The sequence below is a fragment of the Streptomyces sp. CNT372 genome, from assembly GCF_000377145.1.
Map to the genome: position 1 here is coordinate 356,241 of NZ_KB897780.1, position 26,235 is coordinate 382,475.

The 26,235-nt window shown below is 72.7% G+C and carries 27 protein-coding genes and 1 pseudogene; 9 read left to right on the forward strand and 19 right to left on the reverse strand.

Annotated features, from left to right (window positions below; all coding sequences use genetic code 11):
- Window positions 1-176 precede the first annotated feature (176 nt).
- From C593_RS0112065 to C593_RS0112110, 10 genes are read right to left on the reverse strand one after another with little or no spacing between them, the layout of a single operon-like run.
- On the reverse strand, window positions 177-1,754 hold the full coding sequence (locus C593_RS0112065; RefSeq protein WP_018847543.1) for an NADH-quinone oxidoreductase subunit N: 1,578 nt from the start codon (window positions 1,752-1,754) through the stop codon (window positions 177-179).
- The gene (locus tag C593_RS0112070) at window positions 1,751-3,352 is read right to left on the reverse strand and encodes an NADH-quinone oxidoreductase subunit M (RefSeq protein WP_018847544.1); all 1,602 of its coding nucleotides are present in this window, start codon (window positions 3,350-3,352) and stop codon (window positions 1,751-1,753) included. Before C593_RS0112070 ends, C593_RS0112065 begins: the two co-directional genes overlap by 4 nt.
- A gap of 3 nt (window positions 3,353-3,355) precedes the next feature.
- Complete coding sequence (locus C593_RS0112075; RefSeq protein ID WP_018847545.1) at window positions 3,356-5,356, reverse strand: NADH-quinone oxidoreductase subunit L; 2,001 nt, start codon at window positions 5,354-5,356, stop codon at window positions 3,356-3,358.
- The gene (gene nuoK / locus C593_RS0112080; RefSeq protein WP_018847546.1) at window positions 5,353-5,730 is read right to left on the reverse strand and encodes an NADH-quinone oxidoreductase subunit NuoK; all 378 of its coding nucleotides are present in this window, start codon (window positions 5,728-5,730) and stop codon (window positions 5,353-5,355) included. Before nuoK ends, C593_RS0112075 begins: the two co-directional genes overlap by 4 nt.
- On the reverse strand, window positions 5,730-6,422 hold the full coding sequence (locus C593_RS0112085; protein ID WP_018847547.1) for an NADH-quinone oxidoreductase subunit J: 693 nt from the start codon (window positions 6,420-6,422) through the stop codon (window positions 5,730-5,732). Before C593_RS0112085 ends, nuoK begins: the two co-directional genes overlap by 1 nt.
- Entirely contained in the window at window positions 6,419-7,087 is a 669-nt protein-coding gene (locus C593_RS0112090; protein WP_018847548.1) for a NuoI/complex I 23 kDa subunit family protein, read from the reverse strand. Before C593_RS0112090 ends, C593_RS0112085 begins: the two co-directional genes overlap by 4 nt.
- Window positions 7,088-7,089: 2 nt before the next feature.
- Window positions 7,090-8,055, reverse strand: a complete 966-nt coding sequence (locus tag C593_RS0112095) for a complex I subunit 1 family protein (protein ID WP_018847549.1) — start codon at window positions 8,053-8,055, stop codon at window positions 7,090-7,092.
- Window positions 8,052-9,161 (reverse strand): NADH-quinone oxidoreductase subunit C, encoded by a 1,110-nt coding sequence (locus C593_RS0112100; RefSeq protein ID WP_018847550.1) that lies wholly within the window; start codon window positions 9,159-9,161, stop codon window positions 8,052-8,054. Before C593_RS0112100 ends, C593_RS0112095 begins: the two co-directional genes overlap by 4 nt.
- Window positions 9,158-9,835: a NuoB/complex I 20 kDa subunit family protein gene (locus C593_RS0112105; RefSeq protein ID WP_018847551.1), complete on the reverse strand. Its 678-nt coding sequence runs from the start codon at window positions 9,833-9,835 to the stop codon at window positions 9,158-9,160. Before C593_RS0112105 ends, C593_RS0112100 begins: the two co-directional genes overlap by 4 nt.
- Window positions 9,826-10,224, reverse strand: a complete 399-nt coding sequence (locus C593_RS0112110) for an NADH-quinone oxidoreductase subunit A (RefSeq protein ID WP_018847552.1) — start codon at window positions 10,222-10,224, stop codon at window positions 9,826-9,828. The genes C593_RS0112105 and C593_RS0112110 overlap by 10 nt, the downstream gene beginning before the upstream one ends.
- A 198-nt stretch (window positions 10,225-10,422) precedes the next feature.
- Between C593_RS0112110 and C593_RS0112115 the strand changes: the two genes are divergently transcribed.
- The 7 genes from C593_RS0112115 (at window position 10,423) to C593_RS29495 (ending at window position 19,961) form a co-directional block, all read left to right on the forward strand.
- A complete protein-coding gene (locus tag C593_RS0112115) occupies window positions 10,423-11,616 on the forward strand; it encodes a sensor domain-containing protein (RefSeq protein WP_018847553.1) in 1,194 nt (397 codons plus the stop codon).
- Window positions 11,617-11,897: 281 nt separating this feature from the next.
- Window positions 11,898-13,223 carry a sensor histidine kinase gene (locus C593_RS0112120; protein WP_018847554.1) on the forward strand — a complete coding sequence of 442 codons (1,326 nt, stop codon included), beginning with the start codon at window positions 11,898-11,900 and terminating at the stop codon, window positions 13,221-13,223.
- Between the two features lie 357 nt (window positions 13,224-13,580).
- Window positions 13,581-14,240 (forward strand): response regulator transcription factor, encoded by a 660-nt coding sequence (locus tag C593_RS0112125; RefSeq protein WP_026277607.1) that lies wholly within the window; start codon window positions 13,581-13,583, stop codon window positions 14,238-14,240.
- 199 nt (window positions 14,241-14,439) lie between these two features.
- A complete protein-coding gene (locus C593_RS0112130) occupies window positions 14,440-16,404 on the forward strand; it encodes a 2-oxoacid:acceptor oxidoreductase subunit alpha (protein ID WP_026277608.1) in 1,965 nt (654 codons plus the stop codon).
- On the forward strand, window positions 16,397-17,464 hold the full coding sequence (locus C593_RS0112135) for a 2-oxoacid:ferredoxin oxidoreductase subunit beta (protein WP_018847557.1): 1,068 nt from the start codon (window positions 16,397-16,399) through the stop codon (window positions 17,462-17,464). Before C593_RS0112130 ends, C593_RS0112135 begins: the two co-directional genes overlap by 8 nt.
- 164 nt (window positions 17,465-17,628) lie before the next feature.
- The gene (rarD, locus tag C593_RS0112140; protein WP_018847558.1) at window positions 17,629-18,723 is read left to right on the forward strand and encodes an EamA family transporter RarD; all 1,095 of its coding nucleotides are present in this window, start codon (window positions 17,629-17,631) and stop codon (window positions 18,721-18,723) included.
- A gap of 365 nt (window positions 18,724-19,088) precedes the next feature.
- Window positions 19,089-19,961: a mechanosensitive ion channel family protein gene (locus C593_RS29495; protein WP_018847559.1), complete on the forward strand. Its 873-nt coding sequence runs from the start codon at window positions 19,089-19,091 to the stop codon at window positions 19,959-19,961.
- Between the two features lie 178 nt (window positions 19,962-20,139).
- On the opposite strand, the gene C593_RS0112150 is transcribed toward C593_RS29495, so the two are convergent.
- The 3 genes and pseudogenes from C593_RS0112150 to C593_RS33715 form a co-directional block, all read right to left on the reverse strand.
- Window positions 20,140-20,472 carry a DUF6401 family natural product biosynthesis protein gene (locus C593_RS0112150; protein ID WP_018847560.1) on the reverse strand — a complete coding sequence of 111 codons (333 nt, stop codon included), beginning with the start codon at window positions 20,470-20,472 and terminating at the stop codon, window positions 20,140-20,142.
- 77 nt (window positions 20,473-20,549) lie between these two features.
- Complete coding sequence (locus tag C593_RS33710; protein WP_078521455.1) at window positions 20,550-20,999, reverse strand: SRPBCC family protein; 450 nt, start codon at window positions 20,997-20,999, stop codon at window positions 20,550-20,552.
- Between the two features lie 15 nt (window positions 21,000-21,014).
- Window positions 21,015-21,614 (reverse strand): annotated as a pseudogene (locus tag C593_RS33715) (CGNR zinc finger domain-containing protein); the annotation flags it as partial.
- 22 nt (window positions 21,615-21,636) lie between these two features.
- On the opposite strand from C593_RS33715, the gene C593_RS0112160 reads away from it, so the two are divergent.
- The gene (locus C593_RS0112160; protein WP_018847562.1) at window positions 21,637-22,083 is read left to right on the forward strand and encodes a VOC family protein; all 447 of its coding nucleotides are present in this window, start codon (window positions 21,637-21,639) and stop codon (window positions 22,081-22,083) included.
- Between the two features lie 81 nt (window positions 22,084-22,164).
- On the opposite strand, the gene C593_RS0112165 is transcribed toward C593_RS0112160, so the two are convergent.
- Window positions 22,165-22,368: a hypothetical protein gene (locus tag C593_RS0112165; RefSeq protein WP_018847563.1), complete on the reverse strand. Its 204-nt coding sequence runs from the start codon at window positions 22,366-22,368 to the stop codon at window positions 22,165-22,167.
- A complete protein-coding gene (locus C593_RS0112170; protein ID WP_018847564.1) occupies window positions 22,365-22,673 on the reverse strand; it encodes a hypothetical protein in 309 nt (102 codons plus the stop codon). The genes C593_RS0112165 and C593_RS0112170 overlap by 4 nt, the downstream gene beginning before the upstream one ends.
- Before the next feature lie 161 nt (window positions 22,674-22,834).
- Between C593_RS0112170 and C593_RS0112175 the strand changes: the two genes are divergently transcribed.
- Window positions 22,835-23,089, forward strand: coding sequence for a winged helix-turn-helix domain-containing protein (locus tag C593_RS0112175; RefSeq protein ID WP_018847565.1), 255 nt, complete (start codon window positions 22,835-22,837; stop codon window positions 23,087-23,089).
- Between the two features lie 67 nt (window positions 23,090-23,156).
- Here C593_RS0112175 and C593_RS29505 read toward each other — a convergent pair whose 3' ends face one another.
- The 4 genes from C593_RS29505 to C593_RS0112195 all read right to left on the reverse strand — a co-directional run bounded on the left by C593_RS29505 (window position 23,157) and on the right by C593_RS0112195 (window position 26,187).
- Complete coding sequence (locus C593_RS29505; protein ID WP_018847566.1) at window positions 23,157-24,314, reverse strand: methyltransferase domain-containing protein; 1,158 nt, start codon at window positions 24,312-24,314, stop codon at window positions 23,157-23,159.
- On the reverse strand, window positions 24,311-25,258 hold the full coding sequence (gene tgmB, locus C593_RS0112185) for an ATP-grasp ribosomal peptide maturase (protein ID WP_018847567.1): 948 nt from the start codon (window positions 25,256-25,258) through the stop codon (window positions 24,311-24,313). Before tgmB ends, C593_RS29505 begins: the two co-directional genes overlap by 4 nt.
- A 1-nt stretch (window position 25,259) precedes the next feature.
- Entirely contained in the window at window positions 25,260-25,391 is a 132-nt protein-coding gene (locus C593_RS33720; protein ID WP_018847568.1) for a hypothetical protein, read from the reverse strand.
- A 247-nt stretch (window positions 25,392-25,638) separates the two neighbouring features.
- Window positions 25,639-26,187, reverse strand: a complete 549-nt coding sequence (locus tag C593_RS0112195; protein WP_158686831.1) for a hypothetical protein — start codon at window positions 26,185-26,187, stop codon at window positions 25,639-25,641.
- Between the last annotated feature and the right edge of the window lie 48 nt (window positions 26,188-26,235).

Genomic DNA, 26,235 nt, shown 5'->3' on the forward strand with positions numbered 1-26,235 from the left:
GCAGGGGACCCTTTACCCGGGTGCTCCACTCTCCAGTGGACCCTTCTGTACTGGTCAACGCCAGGCGGGCAACGCTGGTTCCCCGCGCCCCCGGCTCCCGGGCCAGGGGCTGTGCGGCGGGGCGGGGGCTCGGCCGTCCGGGTGGTTCCGGCCACGTGGGGCGGGCGGGCGGCCCGTCAGAAGAGGGTGCCGGCGGCGAAGCGCAACACCGGCTGGGGCCAGCCGGAGAGCACCACGGCGGCGAGCGCGGTGAGCGCCACGGCGACGGTCACCGGTGCCGGGCCGCAAAGGCGCGCCCCGCCGACGGGGTCGGTGGCGGGCCCCGCGGGCTCGGTGGCGGCCTCGGCGGGCTCGGTGGCGGCCTCGGCGGCCGTCTCGGGCGCGCGGAAGAGGACCCCGGTCCAGCGCAGGTAGTAGGCGAGCGCGACGACCACGTTGACGCCCATCACCACGGCGAGCCAGCCCAGACCCCCGTCGACGGCCGAGGAGAAGACGGTCACCTTGGCGAAGAGCCCGATGATGCCCGGCGGCAGGCCCGCGAGGCAGAGCAGGAAGAAGGCCATGGCCAGGGCGGCGAGCGGCCTCGTCGCGTACAGGCCCCGGTAGTCGGAGATCCGGTTGCGCGGGTGGCTGCGGGCGACGAGGGCCACGACGGAGAACGCGCCGAGGTTCACCACGGCGTACATCAGGGCGTAGGAGACGGTCGCGCCGATCTGCTCGCCGCCGGCGTACGCGGCGGCCGCGATCGGGACCAGCAGATAGCCCGCCTGGCCCACGGAGGACCAGGCCAGCAGCCGGACCGCGCTGCGGTCCCGGCCCGGCGCCTGGCGGAGCGCGGCGGCGTTGCCCGCGGTCATCGTGAGGGCGGCGAGGACGGCCAGGGCGGGGCCCCAGATGTCCGCGTAGCCGGGGAAGGCGACGACCGTCACCAGGACGAGCCCGGTGAAGCCGACCGCCTTGCCGACCACCGACAGATAGGCGGCGACCGGAAGCGGGGCGCCCGCGTAGGTGTCGGGCACCCAGAAGTGGAAGGGGACGGCCGCGGTCTTGAAGGCGAACCCGACCAGGGTCAGGGCCACGCCCGTCTGCGCGAGGGTGCCGAGCTGCCCGGGGACGTTCTCCAGCGCGGCGGCCACCTCGGTGAGGTGCATGGTGCCCGTCGCCGCGTACACGAAGCTCACACCGAGCAGGGTGACGGCCGTCGCGGTGACCGAGGAGAGGAAGAACTTGAGCGCGGCCTCGCTGGAGCGCCGGTCGCCCCGGCGCAGTCCGACCAGGGCGAACGCGGGCAGGGAGGCGACCTCCAGGGCGACGATCAGGGTGGCGAGGTCCCGGGAGGCGGGCAGCAGGGCCGCCCCGGCCGCCGAGGCGAGCAGCAGGAACCAGTACTCCCCGGCGGGCAGCCCGCCCGGGCGGGTCTCGCCGAGGGAGAGCACGGCGGTCAGCAGGGCCCCGCCCAGCACCAGGAACTGGATGACCAGGGTGAAGTGGTCGGCCGTGTAGCTGCACGCCTGCGTGCCGGCGGCGAGGCAGAAGGTCGAGCGGTCCCCGGCGCGCAGGGGTGCCAGGGAGACGATCGCCGCCACCAGGCCGGTGATCGCGAGGGCGCCCAGCAGGGGCTTGCGGCGCTCCGGGAGGAACAGGTCGGCCACCAGGACGGCCAGGCCGACGACGGCGGTGATCGTGGGGGGCGCGATGGTGGCCCAGTCGACCGACTGGACCAGGGCGGCTGCGCTCTCGGCGGCGACGGTCACGAGTTGCCTCCCGCGAGGAGCTTCTGCACGGCCGGGTCGGTGAGCCCGAGGAGAACCGCGGGCCACAGTCCGGCGAGGACGGTGAGGGCGACGAGCGGCGTCCAGGCGGCGAACTCGTGGCCGCGGACGTCGGTGAGCAGGCCCGCCGTCTCCCGCTCGGGGGTGCCCATGCACACCCGCCGCACGACGACCAGCAGATACGCGGCCGTCAGCAGGGTGCCGAAGGCGCCGACCGCCATGAAGACCAGGAACGCGGGACGGCTCAGGCCCGGCGCGGGGTCGAAGGCGCCGAAGAGGGCGAGCATCTCGCCCCAGAAGCCCGCGAGTCCCGGCAGTCCGAGGGAGGCCACGGCGGCGAAGGCGAGCAGAGCGCCGAGCCGGGGGGCGCGGCCGTAGAGAGCGGCGCCGCCGGCGCCGGCGAGGGCGTCGAGGTCGGCGGTGCCGTACCGGTCCTTCACCGCGCCGACCAGGAAGAACAGCAGTCCGGTGATCAGGCCGTGGGCGATGTTGGCGAACAGGGCGCCGTTGACGCCGGTCGGGGTCATGGTGGCGATGCCGAGGAGGACGAAGCCCATGTGGCCGACGGAGGAGTAGGCGATGAGCCGCTTCAGGTCGCCGCCCGCACCCCGGCGGGCGAGGGCGAGGCAGGCGAGGGACCCGTAGACGATGCCGGTGACGGCGAAGGCGGCGAGGTAGGGCGCGAAGACCCGCATGCCGTCGGGGGCGATCGGCAGCACGATCCGGACGAACCCGTAGGTGCCCATCTTCAGGAGCACACCCGCGAGCAGCACCGAGCCGACGGTGGGTGCGGCGGTGTGGGCGTCCGGGAGCCAGCTGTGCAGGGGCCACATCGGGGTCTTCACGGCGAGGCCGATCCCGATCGCCAGAACCGCGATGACCTGCACGGATGTGGTCATCCCCCGGCCATTGTCAGTGGCGAGTGCCACCATGTCGAAGGTGCCGGTCTTCAGCCCGATCAGCAGAAGGCCGAGCAGCATCACGACCGAGCCGAGCAGTGTGTAGAGGATGAACTTCCAGGCCGCGGCCTGCCGCCCCTCGCCGCCCCAGCGGGCGATGAGGAAGTACATCGGGATGAGCACCATCTCGAAGGCCAGGAAGAAGAGCACGAGGTCGAGGACGGCGAAGGTCGCGAGGGTGCCCGATTCGAGGACGAGGACGAGCGCGGTGAACGCCTTCGCCGCGTGGGGGGAGCGCGCCGGGCCGGCGGGCGCGGAGTCCCTGGTGACGTAGGTGTGCAGGGCGCAGAGGAAGGTCAGCAACGCCGTCAGCAGCAGAAGGGGGAGCGAGATGCCGTCGACACCGAGGTGGATCCGCACGTCCAGTGCCGGGATCCAGCTCACGTCCGTGGTGGCCTGCATGGCCGAGGGGCGGTCGTGGTCGAAGCCGAGGGCGAGGACCACGGCGGCGACGAGGACCGCGCCGCTCACGGTCACGCCGTGCCGCAGGACGGCCTGGGCGGGCCCGGTGCCGCGCAGACCGGGCGGGGCCGGCAGCAGGGCGGCGGCGGCCCCGGCGAGCGGGGCGAGGACGACGAACGCGAGAAGGAACTGCATCACGGACTCGCTGATATCGATCACGGCTCAGGCCCCCGCGTTCAGGTGGGACAGGACGACGACGGCGACGGCGAGCACCACCGACCCGGCGAGGAGTGCGCCGAGGTAGGTCTGCACATTGCCGGTCTGGGCCCGCCGGACGGCGGCGCCCAGCAGGCGGGTGCCCGCGCCCGCGCCCCGGACGTAGGTGTCGACGACCTCGCGGTCCAGGAACTGGACGAGCCCCGCCGCCGCGCGCACGGGGCGGACGAAGAGGGCGGAGTACACGGCGTCGAGGTGGAAGCCCGCGGCGGCGGGCCGGTGCAGGGGGCCGAGCAGCAGCCGGGCCGGGTCGGCGGGGTCGGGCGCGCCCGAGAGGGAGCCGTAGGCGGCCTTGTGGGTGGCGATGGCCTCGGCCTCGGAGAGGGCGGGCTCCTCGTCGGGGTGGGCGGCGACGGCGCCCATCGGGGGGCGGCCGGCGAGGGCGGTGGCGTGGCGCCAGGCGGCGTAGGTGACCAGTCCGCCGACGAGGGCGACGCCGGTGCCGAGCACGGCCGTGGTGAGGGTGGGGGCCAGGTCCTGGTCGTCGAACCAGCCGGGCAGGCGGTCCCAGGTGAGTCCGAAGGCGATCGAGGGCACGGCGAGGACCCAGAGCACGGAGGTCATGGCGACGGGCTCCCGGCCGTGGTCGGGGGCCTCGGGGCCGTGGCCGCGGAAGGCGAGGAGCCAGAGGCGGGTGGCGTAGGCGGCGGTGAGGAGGGCGGTGACCAGTCCGGCGACGAGCACGGTCCAGCCGGCCGCCGCGGGGGCGGTTCCGGACTCGCCGAGCGCGGTGTGCTCGGCGGCCACCAGGACGGCCTCCTTGGAGAAGAAACCGGCGAACGGGGGGATGGCGGCGAGCGCGAGGAGGGCGATCGTCGTCGTCCAGTAGGCGTCGGGGGCGCGCCGGGCCAGGCCGCTCATACGGGACATGGCGGCCAGGGAGTTGGTGCCGGCGGCGTGGATGAGTACACCGGCGGCGAGGAAGAGGAGCGCCTTGAAGGCGCCGTGGGCGAGGAGGTGGAAGACGGCGGAGCCGCGGTCGCCGACGGCGAGGGCGCCCGTCATATAGCCGAGCTGGCCGATCGTCGAGTAGGCGAGGACCCGCTTGATGTCGTCCTGGGCGAGGGCGGCGAGGGCGGATCCGGTCATGGTGACCGCGGCCATCACGGCGAGGACGGTCATCGCCGCGGCGGAGGCGGCGAACAGCGGAAGGAGCCGGGCGACGAAGTAGACACCGGCCGCGACCATGGTGGCGGCGTGGATCAGCGCGGAGACGGGGGTGGGGCCGGCCATGGCGTCGGGGAGCCAGGTGTGCAGCGGGAACTGCGCGGACTTGCCCGCCACGCCCGCGAGGAGCAGCAGGGCGACGAGGGTGGGGTGCTCGATGCGGCCGTCGGCGACGGCGTCGAGGATCCCGGTGACACGGAAGGTGCCCGCGTCGGCGGCGAGGGCGAACAGACCGATCAGGAAGGGGACGTCACCGAGCTTGGTCACCAGGAAGGCCTTGAGGGAGGCGGCCCGCGCCTCGGGGGTCTCCCAGTAGTGGCCGACGAGGAAGTACGAGCAGATGCCCATGATCTCCCAGCCGACCAGGAGCACCATCAGGTCGCCGGAGTAGACGACGAGGAGCATCGCGGCGGTGAACAGGGAGACGAGCGCCGCGTAGGAGGGGTAGCGGGTGTCGTCGCGCAGATAGGCCGTGGAGTAGATCTGCACACAGGAGGCGACGACGGCGACGAGGACGGCGACGAGGGCGGCGAAGCCGTCGATGTGCAGGGCCAGGTCGATCGGGACCGAGCCGGTGGGGGTGAGTTCGGTGGCCGCGTTCAGGGCCGGGCCGCCGTCCTGGCGCACGGCCACCAGCGCGGCGAGCGCGGCCGAGGCCAGGGTGGGGAGCACGGCGAGGGGGCGGACGAAGCCGGGGGCGGTGCGGCCGAGCAGAAGGCCGGCCGCGGCGCCGAGGAAGGGGAGGAGGGGGACGAGGGCGGCGAGGGTCGTGGTGGTCACGCGGTGGCCTCGGCCTTCTCCTCGCGGTCGGCGGGTGTGTCGTCGGCGCCGGTGCCGGTGCCGTCGGGGGTCTCCGCGGTGTCGCGGAGGCGGTCGATGTCGGAGGTGCCGCGGTTGCGGTGGACCATCAGCACGATCGCCAGGCCGATGCCGATCTCGGCGGCGGCGATGGCGATGGTGAAGAGGGTGAGGGCCTGGCCGGCGTGGAGGGTGTCGCGCAGCCAGACGTCGAAGGCGACCAGGTTGAGGTTGACGGCGTTGAGCATCAGCTCGACGGACATCAGGACGAGGATCGCGTTGCGGCGGGCGAGGACGCCGTACAGGCCGACGCAGAAGAGGAGGGCGGCGAGGACGGCGGGGTAGGCGAGGTGCATCAGCGCGTCCCTCCGTCGGCGGGGCCGGTGCCGGCGCTCTTCTCGGTGCCGGTGCTCTTCTCGGGGCTCGTGCCGGTGCTTTCGGCGGGGTCCGGGGCGGCGCCGGACGCGGGGGCCGTGGGGGTGCCGGACGCGGGGGCCGTGGGGGTGTCCGGGTCGCCCTTGCGGGAGAGGACGATCGCGCCGACGAGGGCGGCGAGGAGGAGGACGGAGAGGGCCTCGAAGGGGAGCACCCAGTTCCGGAAGAGCATCTGGCCGGTCACCTCGGTCGAGCCCTGGACCGGTCCGTCCAGGTCGATCCAGGTGGTCCGGAAGGCGTCCACGACCACCCAGACCAGGGCGACGGCGGCGGCCCCGGCCACGGCGAGGGCGACCCACCGGTTGCCGGAGTCGGCGTCCGGGGAGCGGCCGATGGGGGCCCTGGTGAGCATCAGCCCGAAGAGGAGGAGGACGACCACGGAACCGACGTAGATCAGCACCTGCACCCAGGCGATGAACTCGGCGGTGAGCAGGAGGTACTCGACGGCGAGTCCGCCGAGCGCGACGACCAGCCAGAGGGCCGCGTGGACGAGCTGGCGGGTGGTGACGGTGATCACGGCCGCGCCGAGGGTGACGAGGCCGACGAGGACGAAGGCGATCTCGACGCCGGTCGGGGAGAGGAAGCCCTGGGGTGCCGTCGCGGCGAGGGTCATGCCGTGCCTCCGTCACCGGTCTGCGGGCCGTGCGGGCCGTCGGGGCCGTGCGGGCCGTCGGCCGGCCGGGCCGCGTCGGACTCCGCGTCGGCTTCCTTGGCCGCCTGGGCCGCCTCCGCCTCGCGGGCGGCCTCGGCGGCCCGGGCCGCTTCGAGTTTGCCGGCGGTCTTGCGGGCCGAGGCGAGTTCCTTGGGCTCCTCCGCGCCCTGGTCGAGCGCGGGCGGGGCGGGCACCGTCCACATCCACTCGCGGAGCTTGTCCCGCTCATGGGTGAGCTCGTGGATGTCCGTCTCCGCGTACTCGAACTCGGGCGACCAGAACAGCGCGTCGAAGGGGCACACCTCGATGCAGATACCGCAGTACATGCAGAGAGAGAAGTCGATGGCGAAACGGTCCAGGACGTTGCGGCTGCGCTCGCGGCCGCCCGGGGCGGCCGGCGGGACCGTCTCCTTGTGGGAGTCGATGTAGATGCACCAGTCGGGGCACTCACGGGCGCAGAGCATGCAGACCGTGCAGTTCTCCTCGAACAGGCCGATCACCCCGCGCGTGCGGGGCGGGAGTTCGGGGAGGACGTCCGGGTACTGCGCGGTGACGGTCCTCCTCGTCATCGTCCGCAGGGTGACGGCCAGGCCCTTGGCCAGGCCGGAACCGGGGATCGGGGACACGGCTAGAGCACCACCTTGACGACGCCGGTGAGGGCGATCTGGGCGAGGGCGAGCGGGACGAGCGCCGTCCACGCGAGCTTCTGCAACTGGTCCTCGCGCATCCGCGGATAGGACACCCGCAGCCAGATGACGACGAAGGCCAGGACGGCGGTCTTGAGCAGGGTCCAGAGCCAGCCGAGGCCGTCGGCGCCGAACGGGCCGTGCCAGCCGCCGAGGAAAAGGACGGTCGTCAGCGCGCAGAGCACGACGATGCCCGCGTACTCGGCGAGCAGGAAGAGGGCGAAGCGCAGACCGGTGTACTCGGTGTACGCACCGAAGATGATCTCGGAGTCGGCGACCGGCATGTCGAAGGGCGGGCGCTGGAGTTCGGCGAGACCGGCGACGAAGAAGACGAGCGCGCCGGTGATCTGCCAGGGCAGCCACCACCACTCGAAGGCGTCCAGGATGCCGATGAGGGACACCGTGCCGGCGGCCATCGCGACCGAGGCGGCGGCCAGCAGCATGGGCAGCTCGTACGCGAGCAGCTGGGCGGCGGTGCGCAGACCGCCGAGGAGGGAGAACTTGTTGGCGGAGGCCCAGCCCGCCATCAGGGAGCCGAGTACGCCGACGCCCATCACGGCGAGGACGAAGAAGACGCCCGCGTCGACGACCTGGCCGACCGCGCCCTCGCCCGGGCCCACGGGGATGGCGACGAGGACCAGGAGGTAGGGCAGCAGGGCCACGGCCGGGGCGAGTTGGAAGACACGGCGGTCGGCGTCGGCCGGGACCACGTCCTCCTTCTGCGCGAACTTCACGCCGTCGGCGACGAGCTGGGCCCAGCCGTGGAAGCCACCTGCGTACATCGGGCCGAGCCGGCCCTGCATGTGCGCCATCACCTTGTGCTCGGTCTGTCCGACCAGGAGCGGGAGGACGAGGAACGCGGCGAAGACGGCGAGGAGCCGGACGGCGACGTCGAGCACGTCGTTCACGCGGGGTCGCCTCCGGTGGGTCGCTCGGGGGTGGTGTCGGGTGTTGCCGGGGTGCCGGGGGTGTCAGGTGACTCGGGCCGCTCGGGCGCGTCGGGCTGCTCGGGCGCGTCGGGCTGCTCGGGCGCGTCGGGCGTCTCCGGCCGCTCGGGCGCGTCCGAATGCTGAGGCGTCTCGGGCTTCTCGGGCGCGTCCGAATGCTGAGACGGCTCGGGCTGCTCGGGCCGCTCGGGCCGTTCCGGCTTCCCGGGCCGCTCCGGCTTCCCGGGTGCCTCCGCCTTCGGCGCCTCCGGGGCCTCCGGCGCGGCGGGCTCGTCGGTGAAGGCCGGGCGGGCGTGGTGCCAGGGGGCGTCGGCGCTGCGGGGGGCGCGGCGCGGTGTCCCCGGGGCCGGCTGCGAGGCCGAGCCCTCCGACGCGCTGCGGGTGCGACGCGTCGGGCGCTCGCCCGCCCCGCCCGCACCGGCGGCACCCGCACCCGCAGCGCCCCCTGCACCCGCGCGCGGTGTGCGGGCGGGGCGGGTCGGCGCGGGCGGGAGCTGGCCCTTGAGGGGGCCCCACTCGTTCGGGTCCGGCACCCCGGGCGGCAGCATCTGCCGGCGCTTCGGGCCGCCGTGGTCGGACTCCCCCGGCTCCTTGGCGCCCGGCCACGCCTTGGCGACCCGGGCGGCGAGCACGAAGTCCTTGCGCAGCGGATGCCCCTCGAAACCCTCGGGCAGCAGCAGTGGTTCGAGCCCCGGGTGGCCGGTGAAGTCCACGCCGAACATCTCGTGGGTCTCCCTCTCGTGCCAGGCGGCTCCGGCCCAGACGCCGACCGCCGTCGGCAGCACGGGGGCGTCGTGCGGGACGGTCGTACGCACCAGCAGCCGCCGGACCGCGCCGCCGCCCAGGGCCACGACGTGCGCGGACACCAGGAAGCCGGTGCCCGGCTCGTCCACCGCGCTCAGCCAGTCGAAGAAGGTGCAGCCCAGCGCGGACCGGGCTGTCTCCAGGGCCGGGATCCAGGACTCGGCGGGGACGTCGACCGTGAGGAGGTCGTAGCCGCGTTCCGCGGTGGCGCCGTCGCCGAAGAGTTCGGTCACACCGTCGGGGAGGCTGTCGTAGGGGTTCACCGCCCACTGCCCTCCGCCCCGGAACCGGCCTCGGACCCCGGCTCCGGCTCCGGCTCCGTACGGGACCCGCTCCCGGTCCCGTCAGCCGCAGGCGCCGCCGGCGGCGCGACCAGCCCGCTGCGCAGCGCGTCCGCCGACGGACGCGCCCCGCCCCCGCGCCCGTAGCGTTCGCCCAGCGACTCCCGCGCGATCTTCTCCTGGAGCTTGAGGACGCCCTGGAGCAGCGCCTCCGGGCGGGGCGGGCAGCCCGGCACATACACGTCGACCGGGATGATCTGGTCGACGCCCTTGGTCACCGAGTAGGAGTCCCAGTACGGGCCGCCGCAGTTGGAGCAGGCCCCGAAGGAGATGACGTACTTCGGCTCCGGCATCTGCTCGTAGAGCCGCTTCACGGCGGGTGCCATCTTGTCCGTGACCGTGCCCGACACGATCATCAGGTCCGCCTGGCGGGGACCGGGCGCGAAGGGGATCACACCGAGCCGGATGAAGTCGTGCCGTGCCATGGAGGCCGCGATGAACTCGATGGCGCAGCAGGCGAGCCCGAAGTTGAAGACCCACAGGCTGTAGCGGCGGCCCCAGTTGAGGACCACCTTCATCGGCTCCGGCGCCAGCCGGGACAGGACGCCCAGGCGCTGGGGCTCCGGCAGGTCCACGGGGGCGGGGGTCACGCCCATGTCAGGACGCCCTTCTTGTACGCGTAGAGCAGTCCCACGGTCAGGAAGCCGAGGAACACGAACATCTCGACGAGGGTCGTCGCGCCGTAGCCGTCGGCGGCGAAGACGGTCGCCCAGGGGAAGAGGAAGATGGAGTCGACGGCGAAGATCACATAGAGGAAGGCGTACACGTAGTAGCGGACCTGGGTGTGGGCCCAGCCGTCGCCCACCGGGTCGACACCGCACTCGTAGGTGAGCAGCTTCTCCGGGGTCGGCGCGACGGGCCGCAGCAACCGTCCCGCGCCGAACGCCACGGCGACGAACAGCACACCGAGCACGGCGAGCAGGCCGACGACTCCGTACCCCTGGAAGTAGTCCGCCGCGTGGACGACCACGGTCTCCTCCGGCACGTCCGCCCTCGCTCCCTGTCCGCGTCCCGTCGGCCGCGTCCCGTCGGTCGCGTCCCGTCGCCTCGATACGCACCGGAGTCTAGGCCCTGCCCCAGCGGGCGCGGGCGGCCGCGTCCCGGGTCGGGTGGGGTTATCCCTACGCCGCCGCACCCATGTACCCCATGGCGGTCCGAGTACCCGGCCCGGCAGGCTGGGCGCATGACCGCGAGTGACACCGCCCCCGGCGAGACCGGCGAGACCGGCGAGACCGGCCCGCCTCCCGCGCGCTTCGCCTTCGACCGCCGCACCTGGAAGGAGATCGCGCACCTGCTGCTCGACCTGCCGGCCGGGCTGCTCGCCTTCGTCTACGTGGTGACCGTGATGTCCGTCGGCGTCGGCCTCGGGGTCACCGTGGTGGGGCTGCCGCTGCTCGCCGCGGGCCTGGCCGGGGCCCGCGGCATCGGGCGGGCGGAACGGGCCCGCGCCCGTGCGCTGCTCGGGGTGCGGGTGGACGAGCCGAGTCCACTGGGTGCGTCCCAGGGCGGCAGCGGGGCCCTGGCCCGGGTGTGGCAGCGGCTGAAGGACCCGGTCGCGTGGCGGTCGGTGCTCTACGGGTTCGTCCGGCTGCCGTGGGCGGTGCTCACCTTCGCCGTGACGCTGGTCGGCCTGGTGGTCCTCTGGCCGGTGCTGCCGTTCCTGGTCCGGGCCATGGCGAACGCGGACCGCGCGATGGTGCGCGGGCTGCTGTCGCCCTCCGACGAACTGGAACGCAGGATCGCCGCGTTGGAGTCCCGGCGCGGAGTGGTGGTGGACACGGCGGCGGCGGATCTGCGGCGGATCGAACGCGACCTCCACGACGGCGCACAGGCCCGCCTCGTCGCCCTCGCCATGGGCCTCGGACTGGCGAAGGAGAAGCTCGCCGAGGACCCGGAGGCCGCCGCCCGGATGGTCGACGAGGCCCACGGCGAGGTGAAGATCGCCCTCCAGGAACTCCGCGACCTCGCCCGCGGCATCCACCCCGCCGTCCTCACCGACCGCGGACTCGACGCCGCCCTCTCCGCCGTCGCCTCCCGCTGCACCGTCCCGGTCACCGTCACCACCGATCTGGACGAGCGCCCCGCCCCCGCGATCGAGGGCATCGCGTACTTCACCGTCTCCGAACTCCTCCAGAACGTCAGCAAGCACGCCCGCGCCACCCGCGCCTTCGTGGACGTCTGGCGCGCGGGCGACCGCGTGCTGATCCAGGTCGTGGACGACGGGCGGGGCGGCGCGCGGCTCGACCGCGGGACGGGCATGGCCGGTCTCGGCGAACGCCTGGGCGCGGTCGACGGCCTGTTCGCGCTGGACTCCCCCGAGGGCGGCCCGACCACCGTGACCGCCGAACTGCCCTGGCGCGCCCGCACCACCGCGTGACGCCGCCCGCACGACGCCGTGACACCCCCCCACCACCTGACCTCCGCACCACGCCGTGACACCCCCCCACCACCTGACCTCCGCACCACGCCGTGACACCCCTGCACCACCGAGTGACCCGCGTGACGCCGCCCCCACCACCGCGTGACGCCGGCAGCGCCGCGCCTCCCCCAGGGTGGGGTAAACCCCCCACCCGGACGCCTACCGCCCTCATGGTGCGCGGCGCCCCCGGCCAGCAGGCTGGACCCATGACAGCCCGCCTCGCAGAACGGACGACCTCGATGGCCATGGACCACGGTTACAGCGCGGCGCCGCCCCGGCGGCGGGCGCACGCCCTCCCTCCCGTGCTGCGCGCGCCTCTGGAGGGGCGCACCTGGCGGGAGTTCGGCTGGATCCTGCTGAGCCTGCCGATGAGCGTCCTGCTGTTCACGTTCAGCGTGACCATGGGGTCGATCAGCGCCGGGCTGCTCGTCACCTTCGTCGGGATCCCGCTGCTGGCGGGCACCTTCGGCGCCCTGCGCGGACTGGGTGCGGTCGAGCGGCTGCGGGCCCGGTACCTGCTGGACCTGGACGTGCCGGCGCCGGAGCCCGTGGTCCAGGGCGGCGGCGGGGCGCTCGCCTGGATCGGGGGGCTGCTCAAGAGCGGCACGTCCTGGCGGCAGCTGTTGTACTCGCTGCTCCACTTCCCGTGGGCGGTGTTCACGTTCAGCCTGGTGGTCCCTCTGTGGACGGCGGGCTGGACGCTGGCGACCTATCCGCTGTGGCAGTGGGTCTTCCCCGTGTGGGGCGATGCCGGCGGCATCCAGATCTACGGGGACAGGACGCACCGCGAGTATCTGGACACCCCGCCGGAGATCGCCGCGACCTGTGTCGCCGGTCTGCTGCTGACGGCCGCGACGCCCTGGGTGATCCGGGGGCTGAACCAGGTGGACCGGCTCATGGTCGGCGGGCTCCTCGGCCCCTCCCGGCTGGCCAGCCGGGTCGTCGAACTGGAGTCGGACCGGGGTGTGGTGGTGGACACGGCGGCGGCGGATCTGCGGCGGATCGAACGCGACCTCCACGACGGCGCACAGGCCCGCCTGGTCGCCCTCGCCATGGATCTCGGACTGGCGAAGGAGAAGCTCGCCGAGGACCCGGAGGCCGCCGCCCGGATGGTCGACGAGGCCCACGGCGAGGTGAAGATCGCCCTCCAGGAACTCCGCGACCTCGCCCGCGGCATCCACCCCGCCGTCCTCACCGACCGCGGACTCGACGCCGCCCTCTCCGCCGTCGCCTCCCGCTGCGCGGTGCCGGTGGCGGTCGAGGTGGACCTGGACCGGCGGCCGGCGGCGGCGATCGAGGGCATCGCGTACTTCACCGTCTCCGAACTCCTCCAGAACGTCAGCAAGCACGCCCGCGCCACCCGCGCTTCCGTCGAGGTCTGGCGTTCCGAGGACCGGCTGATGCTCCAGGTGACGGACGACGGCCGGGGCGGCGCGGACGCGACGGCCGGCAGCGGTCTCGCGGGGCTCGCCGAACGTCTCGGCGCCGTCGACGGGGTCCTCGCCGTCGACTCCCCCGCCGGCGGCCCGACCACCGTGATCGCCGAACTCCCCTGGCGCGGCTGACCGAAGCGACCGGACCGCAACGGCCGGACCTGAACGGCCGGACCCCAACGGCCGGACCGCAACGGCTGGCCCCCAACAACCGTCTCCCATCGGCCGGTCCGCAACGACCGCCCCCCTGCCCGTCGGATACGAACCCCAGCCACCCCGCGCGGCACGCGCCCCGGGCCCCCGGATCAACCCCGGGGGCCCGGGGCGCGTCCCCCGTGGGGACGTGTACGCGGTCCCGGCTCGACCGGCGCCCGATCCTGGGATGCTGGACTCGTGACCCGTCGGGGAGACGCCGGGCCACGGCCGCACGACGCCGGACGACGGCGACCGACGAGGACGACAAGGGGACGCGAGGCAGTGGAGGACAGAGTGCGCGTGGTGATCGCGGAGGACTCCGTACTGCTCCGGGAGGGTCTGACCCGGCTGCTGACGGACCGCGGGCACGAGGTCGTCGCCGGGGTGGGGGACGCGCAGGCACTGCTCAAGACGGTCACCGAGCTGGCCGCGCAGGACGCCCTGCCGGATGTGGTGGTCGCCGATGTCCGGATGCCGCCCACTCATACGGATGAAGGTGTCCGGGCGGCGGTGGAGCTGCGCCGCACCCATCCGGAGGTGGGCGTGCTGGTCCTCTCGCAGTATGTGGAGGAGCAGTACGCGACCGAGCTGCTGGCCGGCAGCAGCCGCGGGGTGGGCTATCTCCTCAAGGACCGGGTCGCGGAGGTACGGGAGTTCGTCGACGCGGTGGTGCGGGTGGCGCGCGGCGGCACGGCGCTCGACCCCGAGGTGGTGGCCCAGTTGCTGGGCCGCAGCCGCAAGCAGGACGTGCTCGCGGGACTCACCCCGCGCGAGCGCGAGGTCCTCGGCCTGATGGCGGAGGGCCGCACCAACTCGGCGGTCGCCAAACAGCTCGTGGTGAGCGACGGTGCGGTGGAGAAGCACGTCAGCAACATCTTCCAGAAGCTCGGGCTCTCCCCGAGCGAGGGGGACCACCGCCGGGTACTCGCGGTGCTGACGTATCTGAACTCGTGACGGCCGGGACCCGTGACGGGGTCCCGTCCCGGAAACGGGGGCGGCGATGCATGACAAACACGGTGACACCGCGTCTCATAGGTTCGTCCGACATGTGAGCGGTCCGGGGAACGGCAACCCCGCGTCGTAGGGTTGCCAGGGGTGGGGCCGCGCTGCGGCCGCGCCCGAGGAACCGCCTCGACGAGGGAGGTCCAGTTCAGTGACCAGCCAGGTCAGTAGCCCGGCCGGACAGGCCGACGGGGCCGGAGGGGCCCGCGATCCCCACGACCCCCATGACGCCGTCGTGGGCGGACAGCGCAGACCCGAGGGCCAGAAGGAGGTCCGCCGCCTCGACCGGGTGATCATCCGCTTCGCGGGCGACTCGGGTGACGGCATGCAGTTGACGGGTGACCGTTTCACCTCGGAGACCGCGTCCTTCGGCAACGACCTGTCCACACTGCCGAACTTCCCCGCCGAGATCCGCGCCCCCGCCGGCACCCTGCCCGGGGTGTCCAGCTTCCAGCTCCACTTCGCCGACCACGACATCCTCACCCCCGGTGACGCGCCGAACGTGCTGGTCGCGATGAACCCGGCGGCCCTGAAGGCGAACGTGGGGGACGTGCCCCGCGGCGGCGAGATCATCGTCAACACGGACGAGTTCGCCAAGCGTGCCATGGCCAAGGTCGGCTACGAGACCTCCCCGCTGGAGGACGGCTCCCTGGACGCCTACCGGGTGCACCCGGTGCCGCTGACCACGCTGACGATCGAGGCCCTGAAGGACTTCGACCTGTCCCGCAAGGAGGCCGGGCGCAGCAAGAACATGTTCGCGCTCGGCCTGCTGAGCTGGATGTACCACCGGCCCACGGAGGGCACCGAGCGCTTCCTGCGGCAGAAGTTCGCGTCCCGGCCGGCGATCGCCGAGGCGAACATCGCCGCCTTCCGCGCCGGCTGGAACTTCGGCGAGACGACCGAGGACTTCGCCGTCTCCTACGAGGTCGGCCCGGCCGGTTCCGCGTTCCCCCCGGGCACCTACCGCAACATCTCCGGGAACCTCGCCCTCTCCTACGGGCTGATCGCGGCGAGCCGGCAGGCCGATCTGCCGCTCTTCCTGGGCTCGTACCCGATCACCCCGGCCTCCGACATCCTGCACGAGCTCTCCAAGCACAAGAACTTCGATGTGCGCACCTTCCAGGCGGAGGACGAGATCGCCGGGATCGGGGCGGCCCTCGGGGCGGCCTTCGGCGGTGCGCTGGCGGTGACCACCACCTCCGGCCCGGGCGTGGCCCTCAAGTCGGAGACCATCGGCCTGGCGGTCTCGCTGGAGCTGCCGCTGCTGGTGGTGGACATCCAGCGCGGCGGCCCCTCGACGGGTCTGCCGACCAAGACCGAGCAGGCGGACCTCCTCCAGGCGATGTACGGACGCAACGGCGAGGCCCCGGTCCCCGTCGTCGCCCCGCGCACTCCCGCCGACTGCTTCGACGCGGCGATCGACGCCGCCCGGATCGCCCTGGCGTACCGGACCCCGGTGTTCCTGCTCTCCGACGGCTACCTCGCCAACGGCTCCGAGCCCTGGCGCATCCCGGACCTGGACGAACTGCCCGACCTGCGGGTGCGGTTCGCGACCGGCCCGAACCACGAACTGGCCGACGGCACCGAGGTGTTCTGGCCCTACAAGCGCGACCCGGAGACCCTGGCCCGGCCCTGGGCCGTCCCCGGCACCCCCGGTCTGGAACACCGCATCGGCGGCATCGAGAAGCAGGACGGCACCGGGAACATCTCCTACGACCCGGCCAACCACGACTTCATGGTCCGCACCCGGCAGGCCAAGGTCGACGGCATCGCCGTCCCCGACCTGGAGGTCGACGACCCGGACGACGCGCGCACCCTGGTCCTCGGCTGGGGGTCCACCTACGGGCCGGTCACCGCGGCGGTGCGCCGGCTGCGCCGGATCGGAGTGCCGATCGCCCAGGCGCACCTGCGGCACCTCAACCCGTTCCCGCGCAACCTCGGCGAGGTCCTGACGGGATACGGCAAGGTCGTGGTCCCGGAGATGAACCTCGGCCAGCTCGCCACCCTGATCCGGGCGAAGTACCTGGTCGACGCGGTGAGCTACACCCAGGTGAACGGAATGCCGTTCAAGGCGGAGCAGTTGGCCACGGCCCTCAAGGAGGCCATCGATGACTGAGACCACCGGGGCGCCCACCCTGCTCTCCCTCGTGCCGCGGGCCGAGGCCGAGCAGTCCATGAAGGACTTCAAGTCCGACCAGGAGGTGCGCTGGTGCCCGGGGTGCGGCGACTACGCGATCCTCGCCGCCGTGCAGGGCTTCATGCCCGAACTGGGCCTGGCGAAGGAGAACATCGTCTTCGTCTCCGGCATCGGCTGCTCCTCCCGCTTCCCGTACTACATGAACACCTACGGGATGCACTCCATCCACGGCCGGGCCCCCGCCATCGCCACGGGTCTCGCGACCTCCCGGCGGGATCTGTCGGTGTGGGTGGTCACCGGTGACGGCGACGCCCTCTCCATCGGCGGCAACCATCTGATCCACGCGCTGCGCCGCAACGTGAACCTGAAGATCCTGCTGTTCAACAACCGGATCTACGGGCTCACCAAGGGGCAGTACAGCCCCACCTCCGAGGTCGGCAAGATCACCAAGTCGACGCCGATGGGCTCCCTGGACGCGCCCTTCAACCCGGTGTCCCTGGCGCTGGGCGCGGAGGCCACCTTCGTCGCCCGGACCGTCGACTCGGACCGCAGGCACCTGACGGAGGTGCTGCGCCAGGCGGCCGGCCACGAGGGGACGGCGCTGGTGGAGATCTACCAGAACTGCAACATCTTCAACGACGGCGCCTTCGACGTCCTCAAGGACAAGCAGCAGGCCGAGGAGGCGGTGATCCGGCTGGAGCACGGGCAGCCGATCCGCTTCGGGCCGGACGGCGGCAAGGGTGTGGTCCGCGACCGGCGGACCGGCGATCTGGAGATCGTGGCGGTCACCGCGGAGAACGAGGCCGAGGTGCTGGTCCACGACGCGCACGCGACGAGCCCGACCACCGCCTTCGCGCTCTCCCGGCTGGCGGACCCGGACACCCTGCACCACACCCCGATCGGTGTGCTGCGCAGCGTGCGGCGGCCGGTCTACGACACGCTGATGGCCGAGCAGCTGGAGCACGCGGTCGAGCGCCACGGCAAGGGCGACCTGGGCGCGCTCCTCACCGGGTCGGACACCTGGACGGTCGGCGGCTGAGCCGGCGCGCACGGCCACTGCCGGAGGCCGGGTCCCGCACGGGGCCCGGCCTCCGCCACGCTCAGGACTCCTGTAGTCATGACCGTATGGCGATACGGGCATGACATCACACCCCTGTGCGGCGTACCGTCTTCCGGGACGACAGGCAGGGGCAGGGAGGGTCAGTGAAGTCGCAGAACGAGCAGCGGGCAGGACTGCTGTACGGGATCGGCGCCTACGGCATGTGGGGCCTGGTCCCCCTCTTCTGGCCCCTTCTCCAGCCCTCCGGCGCCGGCGAGATCCTCGCCCACCGGATGGCCTGGTCCCTCGTCGTGGTGGCCGTGGCCCTGCTCGTGCTGAGGCAGTGGGGCTGGGTCCGGGACCTGGTGCGCAGCCCGCGCAAGCTGGGCCTGATCACCGTCGCCGCGACCGTGATCACGCTCAACTGGGGCGTCTACATCTGGGCGGTGAACTCCGGCCGTGTCGTCGAGGCGTCGCTCGGCTACTTCATCAACCCGCTGGTCACCATCGCCATGGGCGTCGTCCTGCTGAAGGAGCGTCTGCGGCCCGCCCAGTGGGCCGCGGTCGGCATCGGCTTCGCCGCCGTGCTGGTCCTCGCGATCGGCTACGGGCAGCCGCCGTGGGTCTCCCTGACCCTCGCCTTCTCCTTCGCGGTCTACGGCTTCGTGAAGAAGAAGGTCAACATCGGCGGACTGGAGTCGCTGGCGGCGGAGACCGCGATCCAGTTCCTGCCCGCCCTCGGCTTCCTGCTCTGGCTCGGCGCGGACGGCTCGGCGACCTTCGGCGCCCACGGCACCGGCCACGCGCTGCTCCTCGCGGCCACGGGCATCGTGACCGCCGCTCCCCTGGTCTGCTTCGGGGCGGCGGCGATCCGGGTGCCGCTCTCCACGCTGGGGCTGCTCCAGTACCTGGCGCCGGTCTTCCAGTTCCTGCTGGGCGTCCTCTACTTCCGTGAGGCGATGCCCGCGGAGCGCTGGGCCGGGTTCGCGCTGGTCTGGCTGGCGCTGTCCTTCCTGACCTGGGACGCGCTGCGCACGGCGCGCCGCAGCCGGGCGGAGGCGGCGCGGCTGGCCGCGGAGGCGGCGGCAGCGGGCGCGGACCCGCGCACGGGCGGCGGGCCGGGCGGGATCGTGGCGGCGGGCCCGGGTCCGGTGGGCCCGGATCCGGCGGCGGAGGCTCCGGTGGGCGAGGCTCCGGTGGCGAACGCTCCGGTGGAGACGGCCACGTCCCAGGACCGCGCACCCGAACGCACGGCCTGAGCGGGCCGGAGACCGGGGCCGGGACCAGGTCCGAGTCCGGGGCGGGTCCGGGCCGGGCCGGGGCGGGTCCGGGCCGGGCCGGGGCGGGTCCGGGACGGGACGGGGCAGGGCGGGAGACCGGGCTTGCGGGAGCGGGCTTGCGGGAGCGGGTTTACGGGAGCGGGTTTACGGATCGGCCGCCGCGCCCGCACCGCGCACACCGGCGCGGGTCGGCCCTCGCGACACGCCCAGCGGTGCCAATCCGCCACCCGACCGGCGCAGCCGGGACCCCCGCACGGAGGCCGGCCGGGGAACCCCGGTGCTATCCCGGTAGTCCGCCCGCGGTCAGCCGGACCGCGGCCCCGGACGAGCGGAGCGAGTGCCCCATGCCCCACCCCCTCGCACTGTCGGTGGACTTCGGTCAGGGCTTCGAGGACGCGTGGTCCGCCGTCGCCCGGTTCATCCCCCGGTTCATCGCCTTCCTGGTGATCCTCCTCATCGGCTGGTTCGTGGCCAAAGCCGTCGCCAAGGCCGCCGACCGCCTGCTGCGCAAGGTCGGCTTCGAGCGCGTGTCGGAGCGCAGCGGTATGGCGCACACCCTGCGGAACTCCTCGTACGACGCGACCGGGATCCTCAGCAAGGTCCTCTACTACGCGATCCTGCTGATCACCCTGCAACTCGCCTTCGGGGTCTTCGGGCCCAACCCGGTCAGCGCCATGATCAACGGAGCCGTCTCCTGGATCCCGAAGGCGATCGTCGCCTGTGTGATCGTCGTCGTGGCCATGGCCATCGCACGGGCCGTACGGGACATCGTCCAGGGCACGCTGTCCGGCACCTCCTACGGGCGGACACTCGCCACGGTCGCCTGGGCGTTCATCGTCGGTCTCGGCGTCGTCGCGGCCCTCGGCCAGGCGCAGATCGCGACCTCGGTGACGGGCCCGCTCCTCTGGGCGGTGCTCGCGACGGTGACGGGCATCCTGGTCGTCGGCGTCGGTGGCGGGCTCATCGCGCCGATGCGGCAGCGCTGGGACCGGTGGCTGTCACTGGCCGAGGCCGAGTCGGACCGGGCCCGGGGCAAAGGCGGCACCGACACCAGCGCCTACCAGCGCGGCCGGGCGGACGCGGCGGCCGGACAGGGCGAGCGGGAGACCACCCGGGGCAGCGGCGGAACCGGCGGCCGGCCCCAGGGCAAGGGCCCGGACTTCGGGCGCGAGGGCGGCGGGGAGCCGCCGCTCGGCAACGGCCGCGATCCGATGTGACCGGGCGCGCACCCGATGGACGCGCACGGGCCGAGCCATCCGGCCGGCGTCCCGGCGCACGGGCCGAGCCTTCCGGCGCGCGGGATCGGCGTCCCGGCGCACGGGCCGAGCCATCCGGCGCGCGGGATCGGCGTCCCGGCGCACGGGCCGAGTGGTGTCGGCGTCCCGGCGCCCCGGTTCAGTGGCCCAGCAGGTCGTGCTCGCGGATCAGCCAGCAGACCGCCGTCAGCCGCAGCGTCGCGAAATCGTGGCCCACGGGCTCGGTCCAGCCGTGCTCGGCGAGCCAGTCGGTGAAGCCGAGGACGTAGTCTCCCAGGTCCTCCCGGCGCAGTGCCTCCCCGGCTCGGTGCTGTGCCGGGAGCAGGGCGTCCCGCACATGGGCCGCGTGCTGGTCGACCGCCGCGACGAGCCCCGGCTCGAAGGCGAACTCCGAGAGCCGGGGCATGAAGGCTGCGGCCACCCCGGGCAGGGGGCAGCCCGGTGGGCCGCCGTCGGGGAGGGCGGCGTCCATCCCCTTACGTTAAGCCCGCTGTTCACACCCTCCGGCGTGACCTCCGTCGCAGCGGGCCGGTCCCTCCCCCGCCCCGGTCAGCCCACGCCGAGAGCCTCCTTCACCCGCTCCGCCACCTCCTGCCAGTGCGCGCGGCGGGTCTCGCGCTCGGCCGCGTCGGCCAGGTGCTCCTGGTGGAAGGTGAGCCGCGCGCCCTGCCCCGAGCGGGCCGGGGAGACGGCGATCTGCACGGTACTCGGCCCGTATGTCACCCGGATCCGCTCGCCGGGCCGGTAGCCGCGGACCTCGCCGCGCACGCCGTCCGCCGTCTCGTACGTCCCGCCCTTCGCCGTGGGGAGGTCCGCTCCCCCGCCCAGCTCACCCAGCCAGAGGCGCACGCCCTCCGGGCTCGCCATGAAGTCCCATACGGCCGCCGGGGGCAGCGGGAGGGTGCGGGAGACGCCGACTTCCCAGCCCGCGCCCTTCGTGAGCCCGGCCGGGGTGGCCGCCGCGGGCCCGGTGGCGGGGGTGCCGGTCCGGTCCGTCATGGGTCCGTCTCCTTCGGCTCGGCGGGCGCGGTGCGCCCGCACCTTGCTGCGGTTGCCGCAGTGGCCCATCGCGCACCAGCGGCGCCGCCCGGGGCGCGAGGTGTCGACGAAGATCAGAAAGCAGTTGTGGGTGGCGCACTCGCGGACGCGGTGCGCGAAGGGGCCGGTGAACAGGTCCACGGCGTCCCGGGCGACCGTGGACAGGAGGGCCGTGACGCTCGCGGGCTCCGGGGCCCAGCCGCGGCCGCCGTCCGGGGCGATCCGGGGCACCAGGGGCGCCTCGGCCGCCGCCGCGTTGATCACCGCGAGATCCGCCGGATCGGGCGCCCGCTCGTGGGCGCGGGCGCCGGCCGCGCGCCAGAGCGCGTCACGGACGTACCGGACGGCTTCGGGCGAGCCCTCGTCGACGGCGAGTCGCAGCCCGGGGGCGAGCCGGCTCTCCGCCGCCCACCGGAGCACCGCCGCCGGTTCGGTGAGCACCTCGAACCGCGCGAAGTCACCCGGGCCGCCCGTGGCCAGCAACTCCAGGCACAGGGCTCCGGGATCGAAGCGGTAGGGCCGCCGGCCGCCACAGCGCAGCATCAGCCCCGGCGTTTCCCCTGCCCTTCCGTTCATGTAACCAGTATAAGTGGTTGCCATGACACTGCACTGGAAACTCGTCGTGGACGCACGGGACCCGCACGCGCAGGCCGACTTCTGGGCGGCGGCCCTCGGCTACCTGGTGGAGGACAACAGCCCGCTGATCGAGGTCCTGCTCACGCGGAACGCGGTCCCCGAGGAACTGACCGTCCGGTCCCACGACCGCCGCGCATGGCGCGATCTGGTCGCCGTCCGGCATCCGGACGACGGCTTCGACGAGCAGAGCGGGACGGGTCTGGGGCGGCGGATCCTCTTCCAGCGCGTGCCGGAGGAGAAGTCCGGCAAGAACCGGCTCCATATCGACGTGCACAGCGCGCCCGGCGAGCGGGAGGCGGAGGCACGGCGCCTGCTCGGCCTCGGCGCGACGGCCCTGCGGCAGGTGCGGGAGCCGTCGGGCGAATGGGACGTGATGGCCGACCCCAACACACCTGACTACCAGTTCTGAGGATACCTGCACGTCAGCGCCAACGACAGAGCCCCGCACGGCACTTGGCCGCACGGGGCGTTTTGCTGTCTGCGTGGGACGCTACGGGGCCCGTAGCGCGTCCTCGGGGGTCGGGCCCGCCCCGAGCTTCACGGCGTGGTCCGGGCAGGCGTAGAGGGTCGTTCCGGGTCCGCTGCTGCTCTGTATCCAGCGGACGGGGATCGGAGCGCGCGTGACGGTCTTGCACTCCACACACCACGCCTCGAATCCGGCGAGGACTTCCGGGAACAGTTCGTCGGCGGTCACGCGGCCACCCGCTCACGGCGTACGAGCGAGCCGAGCGGCATGGTCGGGTGGTCGTAGTCCACGCCGATCCGGGCGAACGCTGCCGCGTAGCTTCGCTCCCGTTGCGGGGCGGGCAGGTACCGCGTGTGTTCGTCGTGGAAGATTTCGCGCACCTCCCGCGATGACGGGGCGGTCCAGGGGCGGGACCAGGGCGAGGCGGGCGGGGGAACGAACGGGGCGGCGGGACGTTCGGCAGCGTGCCGACCCTTGGCGGGCAGCAGCAGCCGCAGCGTCCAAAGCAGGGCACGGGCGATAGAGTCGCGCATGGTCGTTTCAGCTCCTATTAGCTGTCTCGGCAAGCCCCGTTGGACCGGGCCTAATCGGTCCCTCGGGGCGCTTTTCGTTTCGACGGTAGCCAACTCCTCTACCCTCGTCTACCTACGTATAGAAACGGGGTTCGGCGTGTCTGGTTGTCTACGCTTCTCCCATGAGCCCGAGCGTTGACTACGAAGCCCCGAAACCCCCGTATCAGCAGATCGCGGCGGAGATCATCCGGGATATCGAGTCGGGCACCCTCGCCGTGGACCGCCCGATCCCCTCGGAGTCCTCATTGATCCAGCGGTGGGGCGTGGCCCGGGACACCGCCCGCCGCGCGGTGCGGCACCTGCGGGAACTCGGGTACGTCTACACCGTGCCGCAGCGAGGCACCTACGTGCGTGACCGCAGCGAGGAAGAGCGCTAGGACGACGCGTAGCCCCGCCCGCGCGCCACGGGGGCAGCACACGGGCGGGGCCGGGGTCCGTGTGGGGTCAGATGGGGAAGCGCCATGAGTCGTCCGGGGACCGGAGATAGCTGCCCTGGGGGGAGAGTTCCGCACGCATCGAGTGGAGAGAGAACCGGTTGTGCTCCTCCCAGGTGCGGCGGACGCGTTCCAGGTCGTCCCAGAGTCGGCGAGGGCCACCCTGGTGGACCAGGGGTGAGGTTCCGTCCTCGGCTCGGGCCCATGAGCCGTCCGCAGCGAGCAGCCATACGACGCGCCGCCCGTCGTCCGGGTAGGTAGCTGCGCGGGTCTCGACTCCGGGCGTGTCCAGCTCGAACAGCCACCGGAGCGGCCATTCCTGCCAGAGGTCGGGAATCGTGCCCTCGGGGGGCCGTACGTCCTCGCCCTTGCGCACTCGGGCGGTCACGAACACGTCATCCAGCTTCCCTGGGTAGTCCGCTTCCCGTCGCGTCTCCATGAACGTTGCCGGGTCGGGCTGGACGGTTCCCCGCGCGATTCCGTCCGCGCCCATGTCTGCCGTGATCAATAGGGCGGTGTGGGCAATCGTCGTGACCAGTCGCCCGCCAGGACGCAGCGCGCGGAGCCAGGACACGGGGACGGGCCGCACGGAAACGGTCGCCATGATGCGGTCGTACTCGGTATCGGGGAGATCGCCGGTTGCGTCGATGGCTTCCAGCCGAGGGGTTCGCCCGAACTCCGCGAGACGCTTGCGGGCAGCCTCGACCAAGTACGGGTCCACGTCCACACTCGTCACGTTGCCGTCGCCGAAGCGGTGCGCGAACAGAGCGGCGGAGTACCCGGAACCCGTGCCCACGTCGAGCACGCGTTGACCGGGCTTCACGTCGAGCCGGTGAGCCATGGACACGATGAGCCCCGGCAGGGTGCTGGACGACGTGGGGTCACCCTTTCCGTGCTCGCCCGGGGCCGCGTGGTCAGCGTGGGCGGGACCGACGCGGGTTACAAGCGTCTCGTCCGTGTAGGCCGCGTGCAACAGCTCGGCGGAGTCCTCGGGCGGATTCACCAACTCCCATTGCTGCGTGGGGCTGTTGGGGGTGCGCTGCCACCAGCGCGGGACGAGCTTATGACGGGGGGTGTTGCTGACTGCTTCATGCCATCCGGGGGCGTTCGCGGTCACCTTGTCGGCGAGGGTGCGGGCGGCGGCGGTCCATGTGGGCGTTTCGGTCATGCGGTCTCTCCTTGTAGTGCGTCGGCCATGGCTTCAACGAGCGGTACACCGGCTTTGACGGCGAGCCAATGCCACTGACCGTTGGGGTTCACCTCGAAGAAGACCCAACGGCCGTCCGGGGTGACCGCGAAGTCCAGCGCGCCGAAGAACAGGCCGAGTTCGTCCATGAGCCGGCGGACCCCCTTCTCAACTTCGGGGGGCAGGTCCACCACCTCGTACGTATGGGACTGGTAGTCAGTGCGCCAGTCGAGCTGTGCGGCTTCGCTGCCCGCGTGGATAGCTACGGGAAACATACGGTCCCCGATCACGGTCAAGCGCACTTCATACGCCTTTTCCACGCGCTCTTGGAACAGGTGGGCTGTGCCGCTTACCCCGTCGTCCACCTGGTCCGCTGAGACGAGCGCGACAGGAAGGAACTGACGCTCTCCCCCGGGGCCGAGCACGCCCCCACCGAGCCCCTTGTAGACAACCGTGTCATCGCCCATGAACATGCGGGCGTGCTCGGGGTCCGACGTGATCACGGAGCGGGGCACGTCGAGCCCGCAGCGGGCAGCAACGGCGAGTTGAACGGGCTTGTAGTTCGCGGCGGCGTCCTTGCTCGGGTGGTTGATCCACCGCACAGGCAGGGAACCGAGTACGCCGAGCAGCCCTGAGCGTGCTTCCGATACCGCGAGGGCGCGAGCGTTGCCGGGCCAGTATCCGGGAGTCCGGAACTCGTTGGGGCGTCGCCACCACACCGACTTGACGGCTTCGAGTCGGACGGAACGGGAGCCGGTGAGGGGCCCCGTCCAGCCGTCCCCGGTGAGGGAGACGGCCAGACGGGAGGCGGTGGGAAAGTCGGCGGTGTCAAACCTGACGACTTCCTCCCCGCGCTTCACTAGCTCCTCAACCACTGCGTCGGCCGTGAGATCGTTCCGGCCGGTCAGGATGAGGACGGTTCGCATGTCAGTACAGGTCGGTTCCGGAGTCGGAGCCGGGGGCCGAGCCGTCGCCGTTGCTGGTCTCGGTCTGCGTCTCGGGCATCTCCGCCGTGATCGCGTGCCACGGGTTGCCCTCGGCCGATACGTTGAGCTGCAACCCCTCGCTCTACGTGATGACGGGCGCTTCATTGTTCGACGGCGGGGGCGAGACCAGGTGCCGGACCCCGAACGGGACGGGCGTGACCGTTGCGGTGCTCATTCTCTGTTCCTCCTAGGTGGTTGGTGTGGTGCATCTGGAGCCGGTCGGCTGCCGACCGTCACGCAGACAGCCGACCGGAGTTGGGCCCGCTCCCTGCCACAGAGCAAGTCATGTAGCAGGGGGCGGAGTTGGTGGCCTGCCCTGGTCACAGAAGAGAGGCAAGCCAGCCCGACGTGCGCCGGGCCTTCCTGTGGCTCGCGCGACCAGGTCGGGGGCTTATGGGCTGTCCGTCAGCGGCGGGCAGCGTGAGGCTGGACTCGGACGGGGGCACAGCCACGGGCCAGACGGACAAGGTGAAACGACAGCCCGTGTCGGGGATCACCACCGACAGCGGGGCCCCGTCCTTGAGCTGGTCCCGGGCGGCCTGGCGCTCCTCGGCGTCCAGAGCCCAGAACCGTAATTCCGTGGGGCAGTCGGGCACGGGCACCGTGTCCAGGCACATCCACGGCTTGGCCCAGGGGCAGCATTCCGGGTCAGGGTCGAGCCGTTCCGCGATGCGCGCGGCCTCGCCCTGTAACCACCGCAGCGCGAGTTTCGGCGAGATCGTTTGGAAGGCGCCGAGGACGTACGGGACTGTTTCGCGCGTTCCGTACACCTCGCCTTCGGCGAGGACTTCGCACCAGTAGGCCCGAGTCGGTACTCCCGCACTGGACCGGGCGGGATTCCCCGTAGCTGTTCGTGCGCGCTTCTCCATGTCCGGGCCCTCCCTGCGGTGTCATCCCTTGCGGTGGTCGTGCTCGCA

Bases quoted from the DNA above. Each gene is read 5' to 3' on its own strand.
- nuoK (WP_018847546.1), bottom strand. From the start codon at position 5,730: ATGCACCTCGCCTACCCCGCCGTCCTCGCCGCCCTCCTCTTCTGCGTC.
- C593_RS0112085 (WP_018847547.1), bottom strand. From the start codon at position 6,422: ATGACCCTCGCCGCGACGGCACCCCAGGGCTTCCTCTCCCCGACCGGC.
- C593_RS0112105 (WP_018847551.1), bottom strand. From the start codon at position 9,835: ATGGGCGTGACCCCCGCCCCCGTGGACCTGCCGGAGCCCCAGCGCCTG.
- C593_RS0112115 (WP_018847553.1), top strand. From the start codon at position 10,423: ATGACCGCGAGTGACACCGCCCCCGGCGAGACCGGCGAGACCGGCGAG.
- C593_RS0112120 (WP_018847554.1), top strand. From the start codon at position 11,898: ATGGCCATGGACCACGGTTACAGCGCGGCGCCGCCCCGGCGGCGGGCG.
- C593_RS0112135 (WP_018847557.1), top strand. From the start codon at position 16,397: ATGACTGAGACCACCGGGGCGCCCACCCTGCTCTCCCTCGTGCCGCGG.
- C593_RS29495 (WP_018847559.1), top strand. From the start codon at position 19,089: ATGCCCCACCCCCTCGCACTGTCGGTGGACTTCGGTCAGGGCTTCGAG.
- C593_RS0112150 (WP_018847560.1), bottom strand. From the start codon at position 20,472: ATGGACGCCGCCCTCCCCGACGGCGGCCCACCGGGCTGCCCCCTGCCC.
- C593_RS33710 (WP_078521455.1), bottom strand. From the start codon at position 20,999: ATGACGGACCGGACCGGCACCCCCGCCACCGGGCCCGCGGCGGCCACC.
- C593_RS0112160 (WP_018847562.1), top strand. From the start codon at position 21,637: ATGACACTGCACTGGAAACTCGTCGTGGACGCACGGGACCCGCACGCG.
- C593_RS0112170 (WP_018847564.1), bottom strand. From the start codon at position 22,673: ATGCGCGACTCTATCGCCCGTGCCCTGCTTTGGACGCTGCGGCTGCTG.
- C593_RS0112175 (WP_018847565.1), top strand. From the start codon at position 22,835: ATGAGCCCGAGCGTTGACTACGAAGCCCCGAAACCCCCGTATCAGCAG.
- C593_RS29505 (WP_018847566.1), bottom strand. From the start codon at position 24,314: ATGACCGAAACGCCCACATGGACCGCCGCCGCCCGCACCCTCGCCGAC.
- tgmB (WP_018847567.1), bottom strand. From the start codon at position 25,258: ATGCGAACCGTCCTCATCCTGACCGGCCGGAACGATCTCACGGCCGAC.
- C593_RS0112195 (WP_158686831.1), bottom strand. From the start codon at position 26,187: ATGGAGAAGCGCGCACGAACAGCTACGGGGAATCCCGCCCGGTCCAGT.